This is a genomic window from Streptomyces sp. NPDC060035, from assembly GCF_042736635.1.
GTDB lineage: Bacteria > Actinomycetota > Actinomycetes > Streptomycetales > Streptomycetaceae > Streptomyces.
In genome coordinates, this window is sequence record NZ_JBHWVO010000011.1 from 104,988 (window position 1) to 127,526 (window position 22,539).

Here is a 22,539-nt window from a genome sequence, read left to right on the forward strand (position 1 = left end):
AGGTATGCCTTCTGGTGCAAGTTCGAGCATCGGGACGCATCCTGGACCCGTGATGAATGCTCTGGCAAGAGATTCGACGATCACGTTGAGGCAATCCCTTGCCCCGTCCGTGGCTCGCCCGTGCACGATGCGTGCCTGACTTCGGGCCCAAGCGAGGATAAATCGGACCATCTGCCGAACTTTTACATGTCTGTAGGTGTTCGTTATCTCTGCGAAATGAACAACTCTTGCCATGGAGGTGCGCTGTCATGAACTATGTGGCTGTCGCCGCGAGGGAGCCGTGGCCGCACCGTCACCGGTGCGTGCCGCATCCGCGATCGCGGGACGATCCCTTCGCTCCATCAGCCCTGGAGGTGCCTGTGACGATGGCAGATGCGCCGGTCACAGCCGTGCGGTCGCCCGTGCCGCAGCCCCGTGACCCGGACGACGCGGACCGGCCCGCCGGGAAGAAGCGCAGGAAGACCGGCATGCGGAAGCCGCTCCGATTCCGCCTGAAGCGGGACAGGGCACTTCTGATGCTCTGCCTTCCAGGTGTTCTGTACTTCGCGCTGTTCTTCTACCTGCCGCTCGCGGGCAACGTCATCGCCTTCCAGGACTACCAGCCGTTCCTGGGCTTCAAGCAGAGCCCGTTCGTCGGCCTCGCGAACTTCACCGCGCTGCTGGCCGAACCGGAGTTCTGGAGCGCGGTGTCCAACACGCTGCAGATCACCGCGATCCAGCTCCTGCTGTACTTCCCCGCACCGATCGCCCTGGCGCTGCTGCTCAACTCGCTGATCAGCGAGAAGATCAAGCGGTTCATCCAGACCGTCGTGTACCTCCCGCACTTCCTGTCCTGGGTCGTCGTCGTCGCGATGTTCAAGCAGGTGCTCGGTGGCGCGGGCTCGGTCACCACGCTCCTGATGGCGCACGGGGTCGACATCGGCAACGTGATGACGGACCCCGGCACCTTCAAGCTGCTGATCACCGCCCAGGCCATCTGGAAGGACTGTGGCTGGGGCACGATCATCTTCCTGGCGGCCATCGCCTCCATCGACATGGGCCAGTACGAGTCCGCCGCGATGGACGGCGCCGGCTGGCTCCGCAGGATCTGGCACATCACCCTGCCGGGCATCCGGCCGGTGATCCTGATGCTGCTGATCCTGCGACTCGGCGACATTCTCTCGGTCGGCTTCGAGCAGATCATCCTGCAGCGTGACGCGGTCGGCCCGGACGCCTCCGAGGTCATGGACACCTACGTCTACTTCCACGGCGTCATCGACGGCAGCTGGGGCATGAGCACCGCCGCCGGTCTGATGAAGGGCGTCATCGGATTCGCCCTCATCCTCGCCGCCAACAAGCTGGCCCATCGCTTCGGCGAGCAGGGAGTGTACCGATGAGTCAGCAGTCCGTCGCGACCCGACTGCGCGCCGCGCGGTCCGGCTCCCGGGGCCGTGCGCGCGGCCGCGCCTCCCACGGCAGGCCGCCGTGGATGGAACGCCCCCACTGGTACGGGCAGGGCGCGAAGGCGGCGGCCCTGGCCGTCCTCACCGTGATCGTGCTCTACCCGTTCGTCCTCGCCATCGGCACCAGCCTGGCCGGCCGGGAGGAGCTGAACGCCAACGGCGGATACGTACTGCTGCCGCACCACCCGACGCTGGAGGCGTACCGGGTCGTCCTCTCCGGTGGCGTCGTCACCCAGGCCGCCGTGGTCTCCATCTTCGTCACGCTGATCGGTACCGCGCTCAGCCTCGCGTGCACGGTGATGATCGCGTACGGCACCTCGCGCCCCGGCACGGTCCTCGGCAAGCCGATCCTGCTGCTGGTGCTCGGCACGTTCCTCTTCGCCCCCGGCATCATCCCGACGTACCTGGCGGTCCAGCAGTTCAGGATGCTGGACACCTACGCCGCGCTGATCCTTCCCGTACTGCTCAACGCGTTCAACATCGTGGTCGTCCGCTCCTTCTTCCAGAGCATTCCCGAGGAGCTGTACGACGCGGCGCGGATCGATGGCGCCGGTGAGGTCACCGTCCTCTTCCGGATCGTTCTCCCGCTGTCCAAGGCGGTCCTCGCGGTGGTCGGCCTGTTCTACGCGGTCGGGTACTGGAACAGCTTCTTCAACGCGGTGCTCTACCTCAACGACGCGAGCAAGTTCCCCATCCAGGTGATCCTGCGCAGCTACGTGCTCAACGGACAGAGCATCAACGCGCAGGCCATGGGCGTCCATGCGGTGCCGCCTGCGACGTCCCTGCAGATGGCCGTGCTGATCATCGCCATCGTGCCCATCTTCTGCGTCTACCCCTTCCTTCAGAAGTTCTTCGTCAAGGGCGTCCTCACCGGGGCGATCAAGGGCTGATCAGCCCACCCGGCCACCGCCCCCCGGCACTTCACCCACTTCAAGGAGCCTCCATGTCCACCAACTTGTCCAGGCGCGGTTTCATGGGCGCGGCGGGGATCGCCGGCCTGACCGTGGCCGGCCTGTCGACCTTGAGCGCATGCGGCAGCGGTGCCACGGTCAACAAGGGCGGTGCCAAGGCGTCGGCCAAGCTCAAGCTGCCGACGTACGTGGCCGCACAGACCGCCCCCGCGGACCTGGCGGGCAACGCCGCCGGTCTGGACGCCACGTATCTGCGCTACCCCAAGGCCCTCACCAAGTCGGTGGCCAAGGCACCCGGTGACGGCAGCCGCATCACAGCCCTCACCGAGACCTTCACCACCCCCGCCCCTCCGCAGGCCAAGAACGCCTACTGGCAGGAGCTGAACAAGCGCCTCGGGTCGCAGTTCGACATGACGATCGTCGTGGACCAGGGCGTCGACGCGTACTTGACCAAGTTCAACGCCATGATGGCCGGCGGCGACATACCCGACCTGGTCTGGTTCCCCCCGAACCAGGGCATCCAGCGCGTGCCGGAGCTGCTGGACGCCAAGTTCCACGACCTCACCCCGTATCTCTCGGGCGACGCGGTCAAGGACTACCCGAACCTGGCGAACCTGCCGACCACCGCGTGGAAGACCGCCGTGGTCAACGGCAAGATCCGCGGCGTCACCGTGGCCTACGGCTCCATGGGCCAGGTCTACGTCGTCAACCAGGACTTCTGGAAGCCCGTCGGCGGTGCCGAGTTCAGCAGCGCCGAGGACTTCCTCGCCAAGGGCAAGGAGCTCCTGGACGTCAAGCGCAACAAGTACGTCCTGGAGCCGGCGTACGTGAACCACATCGGCATGTTCGGCCAGTGGTTCGGCGCGCCCCTCGGCTGGCGGCTGGAGGGCGGCAAGCTGACGCACATGTACGAGACGCAGGAGTACCAGGAGGCCGTGGCCTTCGCCGTCAAGGTGGCCAAGGCCGGTCTGTTCTGGCCCGACCCCAACCTCAGCACCACCATGGAGAAGATGGCGCAGGGGACCCTCGGCGCCTATGTGCAGTCCTTCCCCAGCTTCCTGGTGGACGCCAAGACGTACGACTTCCCGTTCGGCGTCATCGTGCCGTTCGCTGCCACGGCCGGCTCGAAGCCGCGGTACAACATGGGCTACGGCTCGGTGGGCTACACCGCCATCAACAAGAAGGCCGACGCCGAGCGCGTGAAGATGCTGCTGGGCGTCATGGACTACCTGGCAGCCCCCTTCGGCACCGAGGAGCGGCTCTTCCTCGACAACGGCATCGAGGGCAAGCACTTCACCCGTACGCCGAAGGGCGACGTCGAACTCACGGCCAAGGGGAACTCCGAAGCGGTGACCACGGCCATGCCGCTGGCCTTTCTCGCAGCGGGCCCCGAGTACATCTACCTGCCGGGCAGGTCGGAGCTGGCCGGGAACATCCACGGATGGCAGCAGGAGCTCCTCAAGATCAGCCAGACGAACCCGACGAGCGGGCACTTCTCCGACACGTCCACCAGCAAGAGTCCCTCGCTCACCACCGCGATGAGCGACTGCATGCTGGACATCGTCGCGGGCCGCAAGCCGCTCTCCGCGTACAAGGAGCAGCTGAGCAAGTGGCGCTCCGGGGGTGGCGACAAGATGCGTGCCGAGTTCGAGGCCTCGCTCGCCGGTAAGTAGTCACCGCCCGCACGACCCGTACATACAGAAGGGACTCCCGTGTCAGACCTGCGACTCGGCGTCATCGGGCTCGGCCTGCGCCGTTCCATCGCGATGTCCGCCCACCACCCCGGACAGGGTTCCGCGATCACCGCGGTCTGCGACCTCGACCCCGAGGTGCGCCGACGCGAGGCCGAGCGCTTCGCCGCCGATGTCGCCGTCGAGGACTACAAGCTGCTCCTCGACCGGGACGACCTCGACGCGATCATCATCGCCACCCCGGACGACACCCACGAGGTCATCGCCATCGATGCCCTCCGGGCCGGCAAGGCGGTCTTCGTCGAGAAGCCGCTCGGGATCACCGTCGAGAGCTGCGACAACGTCCTGCGCGCCGCGTACGAGACGGGGTCGCGGCTGTACGTCGGCCACAACATGCGGCACATGGGCGTCGTGCGGCTGATGCGCGACATCATCGCCCGCGGTGACATCGGCGAGCCGAAGGCCGTCTGGGTGCGGCACTTCGTCGGCTACGGCGGCGACTACTACTTCAAGGACTGGCACGCCGACCGGACCCGCACCACCGGTCTGCTCCTGCAGAAGGCCGCGCACGACATCGACGTCCTGCACTGGCTGGCAGGCGGCTACACCCGGCGCGTCAACGCGCTGGGCGATCTCCTCGTCTACGGCGACCTGCCGCGCCGAGAGGCGGACACCCCGCGGCCTGACAACTGGCTGCGGGAGTTCGACTGGCCGCCGACGGCACGCAAGGACCTGCACCACATCGTGGACGTCGAGGACGTCTCGGTGATGAACATGCAGCTCGACAACGGCGTCGTGGCTGCCTACCAGCAGTGCCACTTCACCCCGGACTACTGGCGCAACTACACCGTCATCGGCACCGAGGGGCGGCTGGAGAACTTCGGCGACAGCCCGGGTGACGAGGTCAAGGTCTGGAACACCGGTCCCAGTGGTTACCGCGCCGAGGCCGACATCACCTACCGGGTGCCGGAGGCCGACGGCTCGCACGGCGGCGGGGACAGCCGGATCATGGAGGAGTTCTGCCGGTTCGTCCGCGACGGCGGCGTCACCGACACCTCGCCGGTCGCCGCCCGGATGAGCGTCGCCGCCGGTGTGCTCGCGACCCGCTCGCTGCGCGAGGGCGGTGCACCGTTCGACGTGCCGGCTCTCGACCCCGGGCTGATCGCGTACTTCGAACGCGGTCAGGTGCGCTAGGAAGAGCCCGGGCCGGAATCCGAGGAGGGGATGGGGTCGTCGCGTGGCGCTGCTTTCGCTCCGGCCCCATCCCCGCACGTGTGGTTGCGGCGGTCAGGCCGGCCGGAACCACACCGTCGCCAGCGGCGGCAGCGTCAGCGTCACGCTCGTCCCCCTGCCGTGGGCCGGCACCGCCTCCGGCTTCAGCGGGTCCTCGTTGCGCACGTCGCTGCCGCCGTACCGCGCCGCGTCCGTGTTCAGGATCTCCACCCAGGCCTCCGGACCATCCGGTACGCCCAGCCGGTAGTCGTGCCGTACCACCGGGGAGAAGTGCGAGACCGCGAGCAACGGCGACCCGTCCGCGTCGTAGCGCAGGAACGCGAACGCGTTGTCCTCCGCCGCGCCGCCGTCGATCCAGGCGAAGCCCTCCGGGTCCGTGTCGCGCTGCCACAGCGCGGGCAACGCCCCGTACACCGCGTTCAGGTCCGTGACCAGGGTGCGTACGCCGCGGTGGTCGCCGGATGCCTCGTACGTCGGGTCGAGCAGCCACCAGTCGGGACCATGGCCCTCGGACCATTCGGCGCCCTGGGCGAACTCCTGTCCCATGAAGAGGAGTTGCTTGCCCGGGTGGGCCCACATGAAGCCGAGATAGGCGCGGTGGTTGGCACGCTGCTGCCACCAGTCACCGGGCATCTTGCTGACCAGGGCCTGCTTGCCGTGCACCACCTCGTCGTGCGAGATCGGCAGCACGTAGTTCTCGCTGTACGCGTACACCATCGAGAAGGTCATCTCGTCGTGGTGGTACTTGCGGTGGACGGGCTCCTTGGACATGTACACGAGAGAGTCGTGCATCCAGCCCATGTTCCACTTCAGGCCGAAGCCCAGGCCGCCGTGTTCCGTGGCGCGGGTGACGCCGTCCCAGGCGGTGGACTCCTCCGCCATCGTGACGACACCGGGATTGCGCCGGTAGACCGTCGCGTTCATCTCCTGGAGGAAGGCGACCGCGTCCAGGTTCTCCCGGCCCCCGTGCTCGTTCGGCGACCACTGGCCGTCCTCGCGGGAGTAGTCGAGGTAGAGCATCGAGGCCACCGCATCGACCCGCAGCCCGTCGATGTGGAACTGCTCGCACCAGTACGTGGCGTTGGCGACCAGGAAGTTGCGGACCTCCTTGCGGCCGTAGTCGAACTCCAGGGTGCCCCAGTCCGGGTGCGCGGCCCGGTTCGGGTCGGAGTGCTCGTACAGCGGGCGGCCGTCGAACTCGGCGAGTGCCCAGTCGTCGCGGGGGAAGTGCGCCGGCACCCAGTCCATGAGGACGCCGATGCCCGCCGCGTGCAGCGCGTCGACCAGGGAGCGGAAGTCGTCCGGGGCGCCCATACGGGAGGTGGGGGCGTAGAAACCGGTGACCTGGTATCCCCAGGAGCCGCCGAAGGGGTGCTCGGATACCGGCATCAGCTCGACATGCGTGAAGCCGAGGTCCCTGACGTACGCGGGCAGCTGCGAGGCAAGCTGACGGTATGTCAGGCCGGGTCGCCAGGAGGAAAGATGAACCTCGTAGACGGAGAACGGGGCCTCGTGCACCGGGCGGTCGCCGCGGTGGGCCATCCAGTCGGCGTCCTGCCACTCGTGGTGCGAGGCCGTGACCACCGAGGCGTTCGCGGGCGGCACCTCGGCGTAACGGGCCATCGGGTCGGCGCGCTGGGTGTGCGAACCGTCGGGACGGCAGATGTCGAACTTGTACAGGGTGCCCTCACCGACCGCCGGGACGAACAGCTCCCATACGCCGGTCGAGCCCAGCGAACGCATCGGGAAGCCGGTGCCGTCCCAGAAGTTGAAGTCACCCGTGACGCGGACCCCGCGTGCGTTGGGTGCCCAGAGCGTGAAGCGGGTGCCTGCGACGCCCTGGTGCTCCATCGGCTGCGAACCCAGCGCCGTCCACAGCTCCTCGTGACGGCCCTCGCCGATCAGATGCAGATCGAGGTCGCCGAGCGAGGGCAGGAACCGGTACGGGTCCTCCACCTCGATCTCGTTGTCGTCGTACGCGACCAGCAGCCGGTACTCGGGGACGGCCGGTGTGGGGAGCACACCCGAGAAGAAGCCGTCACCGTCACTCTGCAGTTCCGCCCGCAGCCCCTTGGCCAGGACGGACACGGAGCGCGCGAACGGGCGCAGTGCCCGGAACTCCACCCCGCCCCGGGTCAGGTGCGCGCCGAGCAGATCGTGCGGGGCGTAGTGCTCACCGGCGAGCAGCCGGGCGCGGTCCCCGTCGTCGAGGGCCGTCGCCGGCAGGACGCCCTTGCTGCCGCCGCCGCGCCGGGGCCGGGGCGGGGCGGGGGTGGTGGCGGCACTGCCGGCGGACACCGGCTGTTTGGCCCGGGGGCGCTTGGCGGGGGCCGGGCGGGCCGAGGTGGCCGAGCGGGCCGAGGCGGCCGTTGAGGCGGGCTCGGCCGGTGCGGCGGACGGGGCCTTGTGGTCGGCCGCGACCGGCTGAGGGGCGGTGATCTCGGTGGTGATCTCGGTGGTGACCGGCTGGGGAGCGGCCGGGACCTCGATGGGCTCGGACGACTTGCGGGACGGCTTGCGGGCGGTCACAGGGACTGCCTCCTAGGAGAGTGAGGAGGGGAGGGGTGCGGGTGCCGGGCTCACGCGGTCGTCGTGGCCAGGCGGTGGATGGCGGCCATCGGGACCGGCAGCCAGTCGGGGCGGTGCCGGGCCTCGTACAGCACCTCGTACACCGCCTTGTCGGTCTCATGGGCGCGCAGCAGTTCCGGCTCGCTGCGCGGATCGGCTCCCGCGCCCCGTGCGTAGCCCTCGCAGTACGCGGCGCGGCAGCGGGCCGCCCACTCCGGATTCCACGGGTGGTGCGAGCGGGCTGCGTAGTCGAAGGAGCGGAGCATCCCCGCGACGTCGCGCACCGGGGACTGCGGGCTGCGGCGCTCGGGCAGCGGCCTGGCCGGTTCGCCCTCGAAGTCGATCAGTGACCAGAATCCGTCGGGCCCGCGCAGGGTCTGGCCCAGATGCAGATCACCGTGGACCCGCTGCGCGGCCCAGCTGCGGCCCGTGTGCCCCAGCGCGGTGACGGCGTCGAAGGCGGTACGCAGACCCGGCACGTAGGGCGCGAGTGCCGGGACCGCCTGTGCGGCGGCGTCCAGCCGCTCGATCATCCCGGCCACCAGGTGCCTGGTCTGCGCATGGGCGAGAGCCGGTGTGGGCAGCGCGGCGGCGAGCGCCGTGTGCACCTCGGCCGTGGCGCGGCCGAGCGCATGCGCCTCGGGCACGAAGTCGCGCCCCCCGCCGAGCGAGGAGAGGGCGAGCTGCCAGCCGTCCTGTGCACCGCGCAGGAACGGCTGCAGCACACCGAGTGTGAGCGGCTCCGCAGCGGTCGCGTCGGGCGTCGTCGCCTCGAACCAGGCAACCGGGGCCGGCACCCGACCGCAGCCCTCACGGCTGAGGGCGAGCGGCAGCTCCAGATCGGGGTTGGTGCCGGGAAAGACCCGGCGGAAGATCTTCAGGATGTAGGCGTCGCCGTAGACGAGCGAGGAGTTGGACTGCTCGGTGTCCAGGAAACGGGGAGCGAGCCCCGAGGGGATCGGCGCCGCCCGGTCGAAGCGGAGCAGACCGAGGGACCCGGGGCGGCGGAATCGTTCCAGCAGGAGGTCGGCGACGCGCGGGTCGTGCAGCCCCTCGTACAGGGTGCGGCCCGCCAGCGGACCGTCCGCGACCTGGCCGATCCGGGCGGCGGCCAGTCGTGTGGGCAGCGCGGTGCGTACGCCGAGCAGGAGTTGGTAGCAGTCGCCGTGCGCCTGCGCGGCCGTGTCCGGCTGGTGGGCCCGGACGAGCAGATGCAGCAGTCCGGGGCCCGTGCCGGCGGCGTCCAACGGCAGTATCTCGGTCGCCGCCACGAGGGAGAAGCCGGTGACCGGCCTGCCCTTGCCCGCGAACCATCGCTGCCGGGGGAGCCATTCGTGGAGCAGGGGGGCGAGCGACGGGAGAAGGGCCGCCGACGTCGTCCGCGCGTTCGTTCTTCTCTTGGTGTTTCTCGCAGTGCTCTTGGCCAGGGCGACTCGAGTGGATGCAGCCTCCGACATGGCATCGCGTCCTTTCCCCGGGCACACCACAGGATGCGAAGAGTGTCCCGGATTGCGGCAATGGCTGTCCGGCTGTGCGGGACGTGTCGGGTGAAGAAAGGTCCGTACGGACTCGACAGAAGGGCCCGAAGGGCCCTGAGGAGCCCGGAAGAGCTCGATATGTGGGGAGAGTTCCCCGTGCGGGGCGGCGGAAACCGCCCCGCGGGTGGCGCCGGAAAGTGAGACGCCGTCAGCTGACCGGAGCTTCCTTTCGCAGCCGGAACCAGTAGAAACCGTGACCCGCGAGAGTCAGCAGGTAGGGCCACTGACCTACGGCCGGGAAGCGCACCCCGCCGATCAGCTCCACCGGATGACGCCCGTTGAACGCCCGCAGATCGAGCTCCGTCGGCTGCGCGAACCGCGAGAAGTTGTGGACGCACAGCACGAGATCGTCCTTGTACTCGCGGGTGAACGCGAGCACGGCGGGATTCGACGACGGCAGTTCGCTGTACGAGCCGAGGCCGAAGGCCGGATTCTGCTTGCGGATCTCGATCATCCGCCGCGTCCAGTGCAGCAGCGACGAGGGCGAGGCCATCGCCGCCTCGACATTGGTGACCTGGTAGCCGTAGACCGGGTCCATGATCGTGGGGAGGTAGAGCCGCCCCGGGTCGCTCGAGGAGAATCCGGCGTTGCGGTCGGGCGTCCACTGCATCGGGGTGCGTACGGCGTCGCGGTCGCCCAGCCAGATGTTGTCGCCCATCCCGATCTCGTCCCCGTAGTAGAGGATCGGGGAGCCGGGCAGGGACAGGAGCAGCGCCGTGAACAGCTCGATCTGGTTGCGATCGTTGTCCAGGAGGGGCGCGAGGCGGCGGCGGATGCCGATGTTGGCCCGCATCCGCGGATCCTTGGCGTACTCCGCGTACATGTAGTCGCGCTCTTCGTCCGTGACCATCTCGAGCGTGAGCTCGTCGTGGTTGCGCAGGAAGATGCCCCACTGGCAGCCGGACGGGATGGCCGGGGTCTTCGCCAGGACTTCCGAGACCGGATAGCGACTCTCGCGCCGTACGGCCATGAAGATCCGCGGCATCACCGGGAAGTGGAACGCCATGTGGCACTCGTCGCCGCCGGCCGGGAAGTCGCCGAAGTAGTCGACGACGTCCTCGGGCCACTGGTTGGCCTCGGCCAGCAGCACCGTGTCCGGGTAGTTGGCGTCGATCTCCTTGCGTACCCGCTTGAGGAAGTCGTGGGTCTCGGGGAGGTTCTCGCAGTTGGTGCCCTCGCGCTGGTAGAGGTACGGCACCGCGTCGACGCGGAAGCCGTCGATGCCGAGGTCCAGCCAGAAGCGGAGCGCCGAGATGATCTCTTCCTGCACGGCCGGGTTGTCGTAGTTGAGATCGGGCTGGTGCGAGAAGAACCGGTGCCAGTAGTACTGCTTGCGCACCGGGTCGAAGGTCCAGTTGGACGTCTCGGTGTCGACGAAGATGATCCGCGCGTCCGGGAACTGCTTGTCGTCGTCGGCCCAGACGTAGTAGTCGCCGTACGGTCCGTCCGGGTCCGTGCGGGACTGCTGGAACCAGTCGTGCTGGTCGCTCGTGTGGTTCATGACGAAGTCGATGATCACGCGCATGCCGCGCTGGTGCGAGGCGTCGACGAACTCCACGAAGTCGGCGAGGTCACCGAACTCCGGCAGTACGGCGGTGTAGTCGGAGACGTCGTAACCGCCGTCGCGCAGCGGGGACTTGAAGAACGGCGGCAGCCAGAGGCAGTCGACGCCGAGCCACTGCAGATAGTCCAGCTTGGCGGTGAGACCCTTGAGGTCGCCCACGCCGTCGCCGTTGGAGTCCTGGAAGGACCGGACGAGTACCTCGTAGAAGACGGCGCGCTTGAACCAGTCGGGATCGCGGTCCTTGGCGGGAGTGTCCTCGAACAGGTCGTGGACGGGCTCATTGACGATCATGGCGTGGGTGACCCTCCGGTCGGCGGGGACGGTCGCAGGACGACGATGTGCGCGGGTGTCACACCCGGTTCCAGGCGCACATAGAAGGACCTGCCCCAGTGATAGGTGGCGCCGGTGAGCTCGTCGCGCACCGGCACGCTCTCGTGCCGGTCGAGGCCGAGGCGCGGCATGTCCAACGAGACCGTGGCCTCGTGGGTGTGGTGAGGGTCGAGGTTGACGATCACTAGAACGGTGTTCGAGCCGGAGCGCTTGCTGTACGCGATCAGCGCCTCGTTGTCGACGGAGTGGAAGTGGACGTCGCGCAGTTGCTGGAGAGCCGGGTGGCGTCGCCGGATGCGGTTGAGGGAGGTGATCAGGGGTGCCAGTGAGCGGCCCTCACGTTCCGCCGACTCCCAGTCCCTGACCTTGAGTTGGTACTTCTCCGAGTTCTGGTACTCCTCGCTCCCGGGATGCACCGGGGTGTTCTCGCACAGCTCGAAGCCCGCGTACACGCCCCAGGAGGGGGACAGCGTGGCGGCGAGCACGGCCCGCGCCTCGAAGGCCGGGCGGCCGCCGTCCTGGAGGTAACCGGGAAGAATGTCGGGGGTGTTCACGAAGAAGTTGGGCCGCATGTACGAGGAACTGTCGCCCGAAAGCTCCTGGACGTAGTCGGTGAGTTCCTGCTTGGAGTTACGCCAGGTGAAGTACGTGTACGACTGCTGGAAGCCGACCGCGGCCAGCGTGCGCATCATCGCGGGGCGGGTGAAGGCCTCGGCCAGGAAGATCACATCGGGGTCGGTGCGGTTGATGTCGGTGATCACCTTCTGCCAGAAGATCACCGGTTTGGTGTGCGGATTGTCCACGCGGAAGATCCGTACGCCGTGATCCATCCAGAAGCGCAGGATGCGGACGGTCTCCGCGACGATGCCGCGCAGATCCTTGTCGAAGGCGATCGGATAGATGTCCTGGTACTTCTTCGGCGGGTTCTCGGCATAGGCGATGGACCCGTCGTGCCGGTGGTGGAACCACTCGGGGTGTTCCGTCACCCAGGGGTGGTCCGGGGAGCACTGGAGCGCGAAGTCCAGCGCGATCTCCATCCGCAGGGTGCGGGCCGTCTCCACGAAGTGGTCGAAGTCGTCGAGCGTGCCGAGGTCCGGGTGGACGGTGTCGTGGCCACCCTCCGCCGAACCGATCGCCCACGGCACACCCGGGTCCCCGACGCCGGGGGAGAGGCTGTTGTTGGGGCCCTTGCGGTGGGTGGTGCCGATGGGGTGGATCGGGGGAAGGTAGACGACGTCGAACCCCATGGCGGCGACGGCCGGAAGCCGCTCTGCGGCGGTACGGAAGGTGCCGCTGATGATCCTGGGGGGCGGCGGAGGGAGCTCCGCCTTCACTGCCGCGCTCCTCTTCGACGCCGCGGAGGCCGCAGGGACCGCCGAGCCCGCGGCGGCCCTGGTGGCCTTCGTGGCTCGCGGTTTCCGTGCGGGCTTCGAGGGGGCGGCCGGCTCCGGCCTCGCGCCCTCGGAGCGCGGGAACAGCTCGTACCAGGAGCCGTACAGGGCGCGTCGGCGCTCGACGGTCAGGGGCAGGGGGCGGGAGGTGGTGACCAGCTCACGCAGGGGGTGACGGCCGAGCGCCTCGTTCACCTCGGGGGTGAGCGCGGCGGCGAGCCGGGAGGCCACCGGCCGGTTCGTGTCGCGCAGGGCGTCGACGGCGGCCAGCACCGCCTCGCGCCCGTCCCGTTTCGGTACGCCGGCGGCGGCCCGTTCGTACAGCTCGGCCCCTTCAGCGAGGACCAGCGCGGTGTCGATACCGGCCGGAATCTTGATCTGCGCATGTCCGCGCCAGGTGGTGACCGGGTCGCTCCACGCCTCGACGGTGTAGGTCCAGTGACCCTCGGCAGCCGGGGTGACATCGGCGCCCCAGCGGTCAGTGCCCGGAGCGAGCTCGCGCATCGGCGTCCAGGGGCCGGGCCGTCCGCTCGGATCGGCAAGGACGACGTTGGCGGCCACCGCGTCATGGCCTTCACGGAAGACGGTGGCGCTGACCTGGAAGGTCTCACCTGCGACGGCTTTGGCCGGCCTTCTGCCGCAGTCGACGAGAGGACGGACGTCCTGGACGGGAATGCGACCGATCATGGAATCACCTGGGGGCTGGAGCTCGGCATGCACGGAGCGCGGCGTGGGCGTGAAGGGCTGACCGCGCGCGCCGCGATGGTGGGGTTGCGTCCTTTGTAGCTGCTCAGTTGTCGGCTGGCGGGCTGTGTGCATGGCCGCTCCTGTCCGCGTTCACTCGAATGGCACTCGAATGGCAGGTGCGCGGGGGGTTCGTGCTCGGATCGGGGCACCTGGGACGTGCTGCGCGAGCCGTGGTCGGGCTGAGTACCGGGGAAGCCTTCCCACCGTCTTCGGGCGGCCAACCCGACGGCGTGTTAACTCCTGGGTGCACTCGGTGCACGCGCTGTGCGCCGCGCGCCGGTCCCCGGCCGTCGCGTGGACGCACCACCGCAGCTTTCCCTGTGGTGCGAAGCGCCACAAGGTCGCGCGACGAGGGGAAATCAGCCATATCGCCCGTGACGGATGTGTGCGCATCTGGCCCACGCGGCCACCGGGGCAGATGGGACGGTCGGGACCCAGGGGACGGGCGTGGCTCCCGAGGGGTCGGGGGAGGGCGCGCACGGTGCAACTGCCGGGCCGGGGGCGGGCGTGTCGACGGCCCCGGACCCACTGAGCCGGTCGTGCGCCGTGGTTGCGTACGGCGGTGCGCCGCTACCGTCGAGGGTGACGGAGAGGGCGTACACCGTGGTGCGTCCCCTCGGATCCGTACGTCCCCTGTAAAGGTGGGATACGTGAAGGCCATTCGTCGATTCACCGTGCGTCCCGTCCTCCCCGAACCCCTGCAACCGCTCAGCGACCTCGCCCGCAACCTGCGCTGGTCCTGGCACACCGAGACCCAGAATCTCTTCCAGGCCGCCGACCCGGAGGGCTGGCGGCCCGCAGACGCCGACCCTGTGCGCCTGCTGGGCGCCGTGTCCGCCGGACGCCTCGCCGAGCTGGCCGGGGACCAGCACTTCCTGCGTCGGCTCACCGAGGTGTCCGAGGACCTCCGGGAGTACCTCGGCGGCCCGAGGTGGTACCAGAACCAGCTCTCCCAGGGCGCGGAGCTCCCCGCCGCCGTCGCCTACTTCTCACCCGAATTCGGGGTCACCGCGGCCCTGCCCCAGTACTCGGGCGGGCTCGGCATCCTGGCCGGGGACCATCTCAAGGCCGCCAGCGACCTGGGTGTCCCGCTCATCGGAGTCGGGCTGCTCTACCGGCACGGCTACTTCCGCCAGAGCCTGTCCCGGGACGGCTGGCAGCAGGAGCACTATCCCGTCCTCGACCCCAACGAACTGCCGCTCACCCTCGTACGGGAGGCGGACGGTACCCCCAGCCGGGTGGTGCTCGCCCTTCCCGGCGGGCGCTCCCTGTACGCCTCGATCTGGCAGGCCCAGGTCGGCCGGGTCCCCCTGCTGCTGCTCGACTCCGACGTGGAGGAGAACGCACCGGGCGAGCGCGATGTCACCGACCGGCTGTACGGCGGCGGCAGCGACCACCGCCTCCTGCAGGAGATGCTGCTCGGCATCGGCGGGGTGCGCGCCGTGCGGACCTACTGCCGGCTGACCGGTCACGCCGCCCCCGAGGTGTTCCACACCAACGAGGGGCACGCCGGATTCCTCGGCCTCGAACGGATCCGTGAACTCTCCGAGACGGGCCTCGACTTCGACGCCGCCCTGGAGGTGGTGCGGTCCGGGACGGTCTTCACCACGCACACCCCGGTGCCCGCCGGGATAGACCGATTCGAACGCCAGCTCGTTGCCCGGCACTTCGGTGACGACGGTGAGCTGCCCGGCGTCGGGGTGGAGCGAATTCTCCGACTCGGTATGGAGACCTACACAGGCGGCGAGCCGGGTCTCTTCAACATGGCGGTGATGGGGCTGCGGCTCGCCCAGCGGGCCAACGGCGTATCCACCCTGCACGGGGCCGTCAGCAGGGAGATGTTCTCCGGACTCTGGCCGGGATTCGACCCCGCCGAGGTGCCGATCACCTCGGTGACCAACGGGGTGCACGCGCCGACCTGGGTCGCACCCGAGGTCCTGCGCCTCGGTGCCAGGAAATTCGGCTCCGAACGCGCGGAGAACGCGCTCGCGGGTGCCGAGGTCGGCGAGGGCGTCGGCGTCGGCAGCGCCGAAGGCGGCCGGGCCGGCACCCCCAGACGCTGGGACGCCGTGACCAGCGTCCCGGACCGGGAGATCTGGGACCTGCGCCGCGGGCTGCGCGAGCAGCTCGTGACCGAGGTGCGCAAGCGCCTCTACGCCTCCTGGCGCAGGCGCGGCGCGGGCACGGCCGAGCTGGGCTGGATCGACGACGTCCTCGATCCGGACGTGCTGACGATCGGCTTCGCCCGACGGGTGCCCTCGTACAAGCGCCTCACGCTCATGCTGCACGACCGCGACCGGCTGCGGGAGCTGCTGCTCCACCCGACGCACCCGATCCAGATCGTCGTCGCGGGCAAGGCTCACCCCGCGGACGACGGCGGGAAGCGGCTGGTCCAGGAGCTGGTGCGGTTCTCGGACGATCCGAAGGTGCGCCATCGCATCGTCTTCCTGCCGGACTACGGCATGGGCATGGCGCAGAAGCTCTACCCGGGCTGCGACGTCTGGCTCAACAACCCGCTGCGCCCGCTGGAGGCGTGCGGCACCAGCGGGATGAAGGCCGCGCTCAACGGCTGCCTCAACCTCTCCGTGCGCGACGGCTGGTGGGACGAGTGGTTCGAGCCGGACTTCGGCTGGGCGATCCCCACCGCCGACGGTTCCGCCACGAACGAGGAGCGGCGCGACGAGCTGGAGGCCAACGCCCTCTACTCGCTGATCGAGGAGAGGGTCGCCCCCCGCTTCTACGACCGCAACGCCGAGGACCTGCCCGAGCGGTGGATCGAGATGGTCCGGCGCACCCTGGTCACGCTGGGGCCCAAGGTTCTCGCGGGACGCATGGTGCGTGAGTATGTGGAGCGGCTGTACGCCCCGGCCGCCCAGGCGCGCAGGGCACTGAATCCCGCCGCGGCCCGGCAGCTCGCCGAATGGAAGGCCAGGATCCACGCCGCCTGGCCGCAGGTGGCCGTCGACCATGTGGAGGCCTCGGCCGACACCGTCGTCGGTGGCTCGGCGGAGCTGGGGTCGACCCTGGCGCTCCGGGTCCGGATCGCACTGGGCGGTCTGGAGCCGGACGACGTGGAGGTGCAGGTGGTCGCCGGGCGGGTCGACTCCGGCGATGCGATCGCGGAGGCCCAGACGTTTCCGCTGAAGCCGGCGGGCGGCCACGATCTGGAGAACCGCTGGCTGTACGAGGGTCCGCTCGCGCTCGACCGTACGGGGCCGTACGGCTACACCGTGCGCGTCCTGCCCTCGCACCCCCTGCTCGCCTCGGGTGCGGAGCTCGGACTGGTCGCGGTGCCGAACGCGGCGACGGGCGAGGACGGGGGCGGCGTACTGCTTCGCTGACAGCCCGTCATGTCCGGTGGGCCCGGCACCCGTGCGGTGCCGGGCCCTGCTGCTCCCGCCCGGTCCGGCGCCTGCGCCCTTCGCCCGGCTCGGGCGGGCCGCTCGCCCCTTGGTCCGCCGGGAGATGGCCATGGCACCGGCAGGGGTGAAATCACCGCGATCTGACTAACATGACAGCGTCGGCAGATGCTGGAGTGGCTCCGGAGTCACCGTCGAGACATCGAGGCGTCCCCGGACGCGACTGGAGGTCAGCACGGTGAACGGCGGCGAAAGCCGAGCGAGACGCCTGAGCCGTCGGCTGGCCGCGCAGGGCATCGCCTCCCGGAGGCTGCACGTCCGCCCCGCGAGCACTGTCGGCGCGCTGCGCGGCGACCGTTTCACCACAGCCGCCCGGTTGCGCTGGCTGCATGCGGCAAGCACCCGGATCGGCACCTCCCTCGACCTGGAACGGACGGCGCAGGAGCTGGCCGAATTCAGCGTCCCCCGGCTGGCCGACGGCGCGGCGGTCGACCTCCTGGAGTCCGTACTCCTCGGCGAGGAGGGCGAGCGCGTCACCGGCTCGGGTGTGCCGGTCACCCGGGCCATGGCGGTCAAGGCCGTCGAGACGCTGTCAGGACTTGAACCCGCCCCGGTCGGCAAGGTGGTCGACCGCCGGCAGTACCGCGAGACCCTGCTGACCGTCCACTGTCTGCGCAACCGCCAGTCGGTACTGGTCAGCCGGATGACCCATGAGGACTACGAGCGCGTCGCGCCGACGGCCAGTGCCGCTGTGGCGATGCGGCGCCAGGGCGTCCACAGCTACATGGCGGTGCCGCTGATCGCCCGCGGTGTACTGCTCGGCTCCGCCGACTTCGTACGCGCCGGTTCCAGCCCGCCCTTCAACCGGGCCGATGTGGAGCTGGCGGGACAGCTCGCCGCCATGGCCGCGGTCTTCATGGACAACGCCCGGCTCTACGGACGCGAGCGCGAGCATGTCCTCTCGCTCCAGCGCAGCCTGCTTCCGCGCGCCACCCCGCACACCCCCGGGCTGAGGGTGCATGCGCAGTACGCGCCCGCCTTCGACGCGCACGGTGTGGGTGGCGACTGGTACGACGTGGTGGCGCTGCCCAGCGGGCGTACGGCGCTGGTCGTCGGCGACGTGACCGGCCACGGTCTGCCCGCGGCGGTCACGATGGGGCGGCTGCGCACCGTCGCCCGTACGCTCATGACGCTGGACATCGAGCCCGACCGGGTGCTCGCCCGGCTGGATCTGGCCACCCGCGACCTGGAGGACGACCAGGTCGCCACCTGTCTGTGCGCGGTCTACGACCCGGCGGACTCCAGTTACACCATCGCGAGTGCGGGCCATCCGCCGCCGCTGCTGGTGGGCGCGGACGGTGTTCCCCGCTTTCTGGACGTGCCGGTCGGCGCGCCTCTGGGCGCCGGGGTCATCCCGTACGACCCGCTGCGGCTGCGCGGGCCGGTGGGCGGCCGGCTGGTGCTCTACACCGATGGCCTGATCAAGACCCGCGTCGACGATGTGGACACCCAGCTGGAGGGGTTGCGCGCTGCGGTCGCCGCGATGGCGCCCGAGCAGCTCGACGACGGCAGCCTGCTCACCTCGCTGCGGGCGGCCGACGGCCGCTTCGACGAGGCGGTGCTGCTGGTCGCCGGGGGCCATGAGCTGTCCGAGGACGTCAGGTTGCAGGTGTGGGACCTGCCCACCGACGGCAACCCCGCCTCCACCGCCCGGAAGCTGGTCACCGAGCAGCTGTCGCAGTGGGGCCTCACCGAGCTCGCGGACGTCACCGAACTGGTCGTCAGCGAGCTGGTCGGCAACGCCCTGCGGTACGGCGGCGGCCCCGGCAAGCTGCGACTGCTGTGCGACGAGCGGCTCCGGGTGGAGGTCTCGGACACGGGTCCCGACCTGCCGCAGATCCAGCACGCCGATGTGAGCGACGAGGGTGGCCGCGGGCTGCAACTCATCAACCTGCTGTGCCGCAGGTGGGGTTCGTGCCGCACGGCGACCGGCAAGGTCGTCTGGGCGGAGCAGAACCTCCCCCGCTAAGGGCGTCAGCTGCTGCGGCGCCTTCTCCTGCGGCACCTCCTGCGCCGTCCTGCGCCGTTCGTTTCCTGAACGCAAAGCCTTGACGTGTCCATGAGATGGCTTTACGTTCCTCACTCATCGCAGAGTTCACAACTCGGCTCACTGTTCATGGATGTGAATCGAGTTGGTGGAACACCTCCCACCGGAAGGCACCCCCACATGCGTACCGGCACCATCGCTCGCGTCATCGGCCTCGTCGCCGCCCTGGCCGCACTGATCACCACCGCCTTCATGTCCCCGGCCATGGCCGGCCGGCCGGGTCCCGCCGAAGCGGCCCCCGACCGGACCGTGAATACGGCAGCGCCGGCCGCCTTCACCCACCCCGGCGTCCTGGTCAGCCGCCCCCAGCTCGACTTCGTACGCGCGAAGGTCCAGGCGGGCGCCCAGCCCTGGAAGGGGGCGTACGACCAGATGCTGGCCAGTAAGTACGCCTCGCTCACCCGGACCGCGAAGCCCCGTTCCGTCGTCGAGTGCGGGTCGTACTCCAACCCCAACTACGGCTGTACCGACGAGCGCGAGGACGCGATCGCCGCGTACACCCTCTCGCTGGCCTGGTACATCAGCCAGGACAGCCGCTACGCACAGAAGGCGATCCAGATCATGGACGCCTGGTCGAACGTGATCACGGACCACACCAACAGCAACGCACCCCTGCAGACCGGCTGGGCCGGCTCCTCCTGGCCGCGTGCCGCCGAGATCATCAAGTACACCTACAGCAGCTGGCCGAACTCCGGCCGCTTCGGCACGATGCTGCGCAACGTGTACCTGCCCGAGGTCACCAACGGCTCGCACAGCAACGGCAACTGGGAACTGTCCATGACCGAGGCCGCCATCGGTATCGCGGTCTTCCTGGAGGACCGCGCCGCGTACGACAAGGCCGTCTCGAAGTTCCGCGGGCGCGTCCCCGCGTACATCTATGTGACCGCCGACGGCTCGCTGCCGAAGGCCGCACCCGGCAGCGGTCTCGACACGCGGGACGAGATCATCGCGTACTGGCAGGGGCAGTCGACCTTCATGGACGGGCTCTCCCAGGAGACCTGCCGCGACCTCACCCACACCGGCTACGGGCTCTCCGCCATCTCCCACATCGCCGAGACCAGCCGCATCCAGGGCCAGGACCTCTATCCCGAGGTCGCCGACCGGCTGCGTCACGCGCTCGGTCTGCACGCCAAGTACCAGCTGGGTACGGCGGTTCCGTCCTCGCTGTGCGGCGGCTCGCTCAAGGACAATCTCGGCCCCGTCACCGAGGTCGGCTTCAACGCCCTGCACAACCGCATGGGTTACGCGATGACGAACACCCAGACCCTCACCGAGCGGCAGCGGCCCGCCGCGTCGAACAACCTGTTCGTGGCCTGGGAGACCCTGACCCACGCCGACAACCCCAGCTGAGGCAGCACGCGCAACCGACGCACGCGACGGCCCGGGAGAGGCGCGATGCTCTCCCGGGCCGTCCTGGGTACGTCAGTTGCTCCCGTTCTGCCGCAGCAGGTGCCTGCTCACCGGGTCAGAAGGTCAGCTTGACGCTGTTGAACGTCCCGGTGTCGCCCGAGTAGGCGTCCTGGATCTTCAGATTCCACGTGCCGTTCGCCACCTCGGACGAGGCGTTGACCGTGTAGGTCGCCACCACGTTGTCCGCGGAGTCGCTCGAGGAGGAGTTCTTCAGCCGGTAGGCCGTACCGTCCGGGGCGACCAGGTCGAGGACGAGGTCGCCGCGGTAGGTGTGGGTGATGTTGACCGCGACCGAGAGGTCGCTCGGCGCATTGCCCGTGATGCCTGTGACGGCGACGGGGATGCTGGTGGTGCTCCGGTCGGCGAGGGCCTTGACGGTCGTGTTCTGGAAGACCGTGCCGCCCGGGTCGGGGTCGCCGCCGCCGGGGCGCGATCCCACGTTGATGCCGGCCCAGGCATGGGCGACCGCCGTGTACTCGGCGCTCGTCGTGCCGTACAGCTCACCGGCCACGGCGAGGGTGCCGGTGCGGGCGGCCGCGTAGTTGGTCGTCGAGGTGAACTTGGTGGTGAGCGCCTTGAACCAGATCTGCGCGGCCTTGTCGCGGCCGATGCCCGTCACCGGGAGGCCGTCGGAGGTCGGGGAGTCGTACGAGACCCCGTTGACGGTCTTGGCGCCGCTGCCCTCGGAGAGCAGGTAGAACCAGTGGTTCGCCGGGCCGGAGGAGTAGTGGACGTCGACCGAGCCGATGCCCGAGTACCACGAGTCCTTCGACGCACCGTCCCTGCTCGGCTTGTCCATGTAGCGCAGCGGGGTGCCGTCGCCGTTGATGTCGATCTTCTCGCCGACGAAGTAGTCGCCGGGGTCCTGCGCGGTGTTGGAGTAGAACTCGACGGCGGCGGCGAAGATGTCGCTGGTCGCCTCGTTGAGGCCGCCGGACTCGCCGCTGTAGTTGAGGCCGGCGGTGTTGGAGGTGACGCCGTGCGTCATCTCGTGGGCGGCCACGTCGAGGGAGGTCAGGGGCGCGGAGTTGCCGCTGCCGTCCCCGTAGGTCATGCAGAAGCAGCTGTCGGACCAGAAGGCGTTGACGTAGTTGTTGCCGTAGTGGACGCGGGAGTACGCGCCGACCCCGTCACCCCGGATGCCGGTGCGGCCGTGGATGTTCTTGTAGTAGTCCCACGTCTCGGCCGCGCCGTAGTGGGCGTCGGCGCCCGCGGTCTCGGCGTTCGACGGACTGCCGTTGCCCCAGATGTCGTCGGTGCCGGAGAAGAGAGTTCCGGTGCCCGACGTACCGTGGTTCAGGTTGTACGTCTTGTGGCTGCCGCGGGTCGTGTCGGTGAGGTTGTACGAGCCCGAGGTGCCGAGCGTCACCTGGCCGCTGTACTGGGTGTTGCCGGTGCCGGTCTCGATGGCCTGCCACTCGTAGAGCTTGGCGCCGGAGGAGGCGTCGGTGACGACGTGCAGCTCGCTCGGGGTGCCGTCGTGCTGGAGGCCGCCGACGACGGTCTCGTACGCGAGCTGCGGCGTGCCGTTCGCCGTCCAGACCACCTTGCGCGGGGCCTTGTCGGCCTCGGCCTTCTGCGAGCCCTCGGCCTTCGCCGCGGTCAGGGCCTGCTTCTGGGCGGCGGCGGGTGCGATGTCGGCCGTGGTGCCGACCGCCTTCAGCTGGGCGCTGGTGGCCTTGGACGCCTTGGTGACGCCCTCGGTCTTCCCGGCCTTCGTCTCGGCCACGACCAGGTCGCCGCCGAGGACGGGGAGGCCGTCGAGGGTGCGCTCGTAGCGGGTGTGCGTGGTGCCGTCGACATCCTGGACGACATCGCGGACGACGAGCTTCTCCGTGGCGCCGAGACCGAGCTCCTGGGCGGTGGCCGCCTTGGTGGAGTTGGCCTCGCGGAGGAGTTCGGCACGCTGGGCGGGGGAGAGCTTCGCGGGCAGCGAACCCGGGTCGGCGCCCTTGGCGGCGGCGGCCGAGGCGGCGGTGCCGTCGGGAGCGGCGGTGGCCGCGCCGGTCTGTACTCCGACGGCGAGGAGGGCTGCTGCGGCTATGAGAGCGCCGGTCGCGGTGGCGCGACGGCTGGATCTGGATCTCACGCGGACTCCTTCTGCGAGGGGGGTGACGGGCGGCTGGGTGAGCCGGCCGGGCAGAGCAGGCGGTGCGCAGAACGGGGGAAGAGTCCCAGCAGAAAGGGGTGTATGTCAGGACCGCGTCAACACATTGGCCGAAATTCGTCCGTTGGCGGAATGGTCATG

The 22,539-nt window shown here is 69.5% G+C and carries 12 protein-coding genes; 7 read left to right on the top strand and 5 right to left on the bottom strand.

Translation table 11 applies throughout. The annotated features are described in order from the left end of the window. Window positions 1-365 precede the first annotated feature (365 nt). From ACFWBQ_RS19375 to ACFWBQ_RS19390, 4 genes are read left to right on the top strand one after another with little or no spacing between them, the layout of a single operon-like run. The gene (locus tag ACFWBQ_RS19375; RefSeq protein ID WP_385490182.1) at window positions 366-1,376 is read left to right on the top strand and encodes an ABC transporter permease; all 1,011 of its coding nucleotides are present in this window, start codon (window positions 366-368) and stop codon (window positions 1,374-1,376) included. Continuing rightward, a complete protein-coding gene (locus tag ACFWBQ_RS19380; RefSeq protein WP_385490185.1) occupies window positions 1,373-2,332 on the top strand; it encodes a carbohydrate ABC transporter permease in 960 nt (319 codons plus the stop codon). Before ACFWBQ_RS19375 ends, ACFWBQ_RS19380 begins: the two co-directional genes overlap by 4 nt. A gap of 53 nt (window positions 2,333-2,385) precedes the next feature. After that, window positions 2,386-4,026: a hypothetical protein gene (locus tag ACFWBQ_RS19385; RefSeq protein WP_385490188.1), complete on the top strand. Its 1,641-nt coding sequence runs from the start codon at window positions 2,386-2,388 to the stop codon at window positions 4,024-4,026. Between the two features lie 39 nt (window positions 4,027-4,065). Then, entirely contained in the window at window positions 4,066-5,238 is a 1,173-nt protein-coding gene (locus ACFWBQ_RS19390; RefSeq protein WP_385490191.1) for a Gfo/Idh/MocA family protein, read from the top strand. Between the two features lie 93 nt (window positions 5,239-5,331). Here ACFWBQ_RS19390 and glgB read toward each other — a convergent pair whose 3' ends face one another. From glgB to ACFWBQ_RS19410, 4 genes are all read right to left on the bottom strand, one after another. Continuing rightward, window positions 5,332-7,806 (bottom strand): 1,4-alpha-glucan branching enzyme, encoded by a 2,475-nt coding sequence (glgB, locus tag ACFWBQ_RS19395; RefSeq protein WP_385490194.1) that lies wholly within the window; start codon window positions 7,804-7,806, stop codon window positions 5,332-5,334. A 50-nt stretch (window positions 7,807-7,856) separates the two neighbouring features. After that, entirely contained in the window at window positions 7,857-9,302 is a 1,446-nt protein-coding gene (locus ACFWBQ_RS19400; protein ID WP_385490197.1) for a maltokinase, read from the bottom strand. 229 nt (window positions 9,303-9,531) lie between these two features. After that, complete coding sequence (gene treS, locus ACFWBQ_RS19405; protein WP_385490199.1) at window positions 9,532-11,238, bottom strand: maltose alpha-D-glucosyltransferase; 1,707 nt, start codon at window positions 11,236-11,238, stop codon at window positions 9,532-9,534. Further along, window positions 11,235-13,355, bottom strand: a complete 2,121-nt coding sequence (locus ACFWBQ_RS19410; protein WP_385490202.1) for an alpha-1,4-glucan--maltose-1-phosphate maltosyltransferase — start codon at window positions 13,353-13,355, stop codon at window positions 11,235-11,237. Before ACFWBQ_RS19410 ends, treS begins: the two co-directional genes overlap by 4 nt. 710 nt (window positions 13,356-14,065) lie before the next feature. On the opposite strand from ACFWBQ_RS19410, the gene glgP reads away from it, so the two are divergent. The 3 genes from glgP to ACFWBQ_RS19425 all read left to right on the top strand — a co-directional run bounded on the left by glgP (window position 14,066) and on the right by ACFWBQ_RS19425 (window position 20,231). Next, the gene (glgP, locus tag ACFWBQ_RS19415) at window positions 14,066-16,756 is read left to right on the top strand and encodes an alpha-glucan family phosphorylase (protein WP_385490205.1); all 2,691 of its coding nucleotides are present in this window, start codon (window positions 14,066-14,068) and stop codon (window positions 16,754-16,756) included. A 256-nt stretch (window positions 16,757-17,012) separates the two neighbouring features. Further along, window positions 17,013-18,803, top strand: a complete 1,791-nt coding sequence (locus ACFWBQ_RS19420; protein WP_385490207.1) for a SpoIIE family protein phosphatase — start codon at window positions 17,013-17,015, stop codon at window positions 18,801-18,803. A gap of 198 nt (window positions 18,804-19,001) precedes the next feature. After that, a complete protein-coding gene (locus ACFWBQ_RS19425) occupies window positions 19,002-20,231 on the top strand; it encodes an alginate lyase family protein (protein WP_385490210.1) in 1,230 nt (409 codons plus the stop codon). A 115-nt stretch (window positions 20,232-20,346) separates the two neighbouring features. Here the strand turns inward: ACFWBQ_RS19425 and ACFWBQ_RS19430 are convergent, their stop codons facing one another. Then, window positions 20,347-22,380: a M4 family metallopeptidase gene (locus ACFWBQ_RS19430; RefSeq protein WP_385490213.1), complete on the bottom strand. Its 2,034-nt coding sequence runs from the start codon at window positions 22,378-22,380 to the stop codon at window positions 20,347-20,349. Window positions 22,381-22,539: the final 159 nt, after the last annotated feature.

Coding starts and splice junctions, on each gene's coding strand:
- ACFWBQ_RS19385 (WP_385490188.1), top strand. CDS start 2,386: ATGTCCACCAACTTGTCCAGGCGCGGTTTCATGGGCGCGGCGGGGATC.
- ACFWBQ_RS19425 (WP_385490210.1), top strand. CDS start 19,002: ATGCGTACCGGCACCATCGCTCGCGTCATCGGCCTCGTCGCCGCCCTG.
- treS (WP_385490199.1), bottom strand. CDS start 11,238: ATGATCGTCAATGAGCCCGTCCACGACCTGTTCGAGGACACTCCCGCC.
- ACFWBQ_RS19400 (WP_385490197.1), bottom strand. CDS start 9,302: ATGTCGGAGGCTGCATCCACTCGAGTCGCCCTGGCCAAGAGCACTGCG.
- ACFWBQ_RS19410 (WP_385490202.1), bottom strand. CDS start 13,355: ATGATCGGTCGCATTCCCGTCCAGGACGTCCGTCCTCTCGTCGACTGC.
- ACFWBQ_RS19375 (WP_385490182.1), top strand. CDS start 366: ATGGCAGATGCGCCGGTCACAGCCGTGCGGTCGCCCGTGCCGCAGCCC.
- ACFWBQ_RS19380 (WP_385490185.1), top strand. CDS start 1,373: ATGAGTCAGCAGTCCGTCGCGACCCGACTGCGCGCCGCGCGGTCCGGC.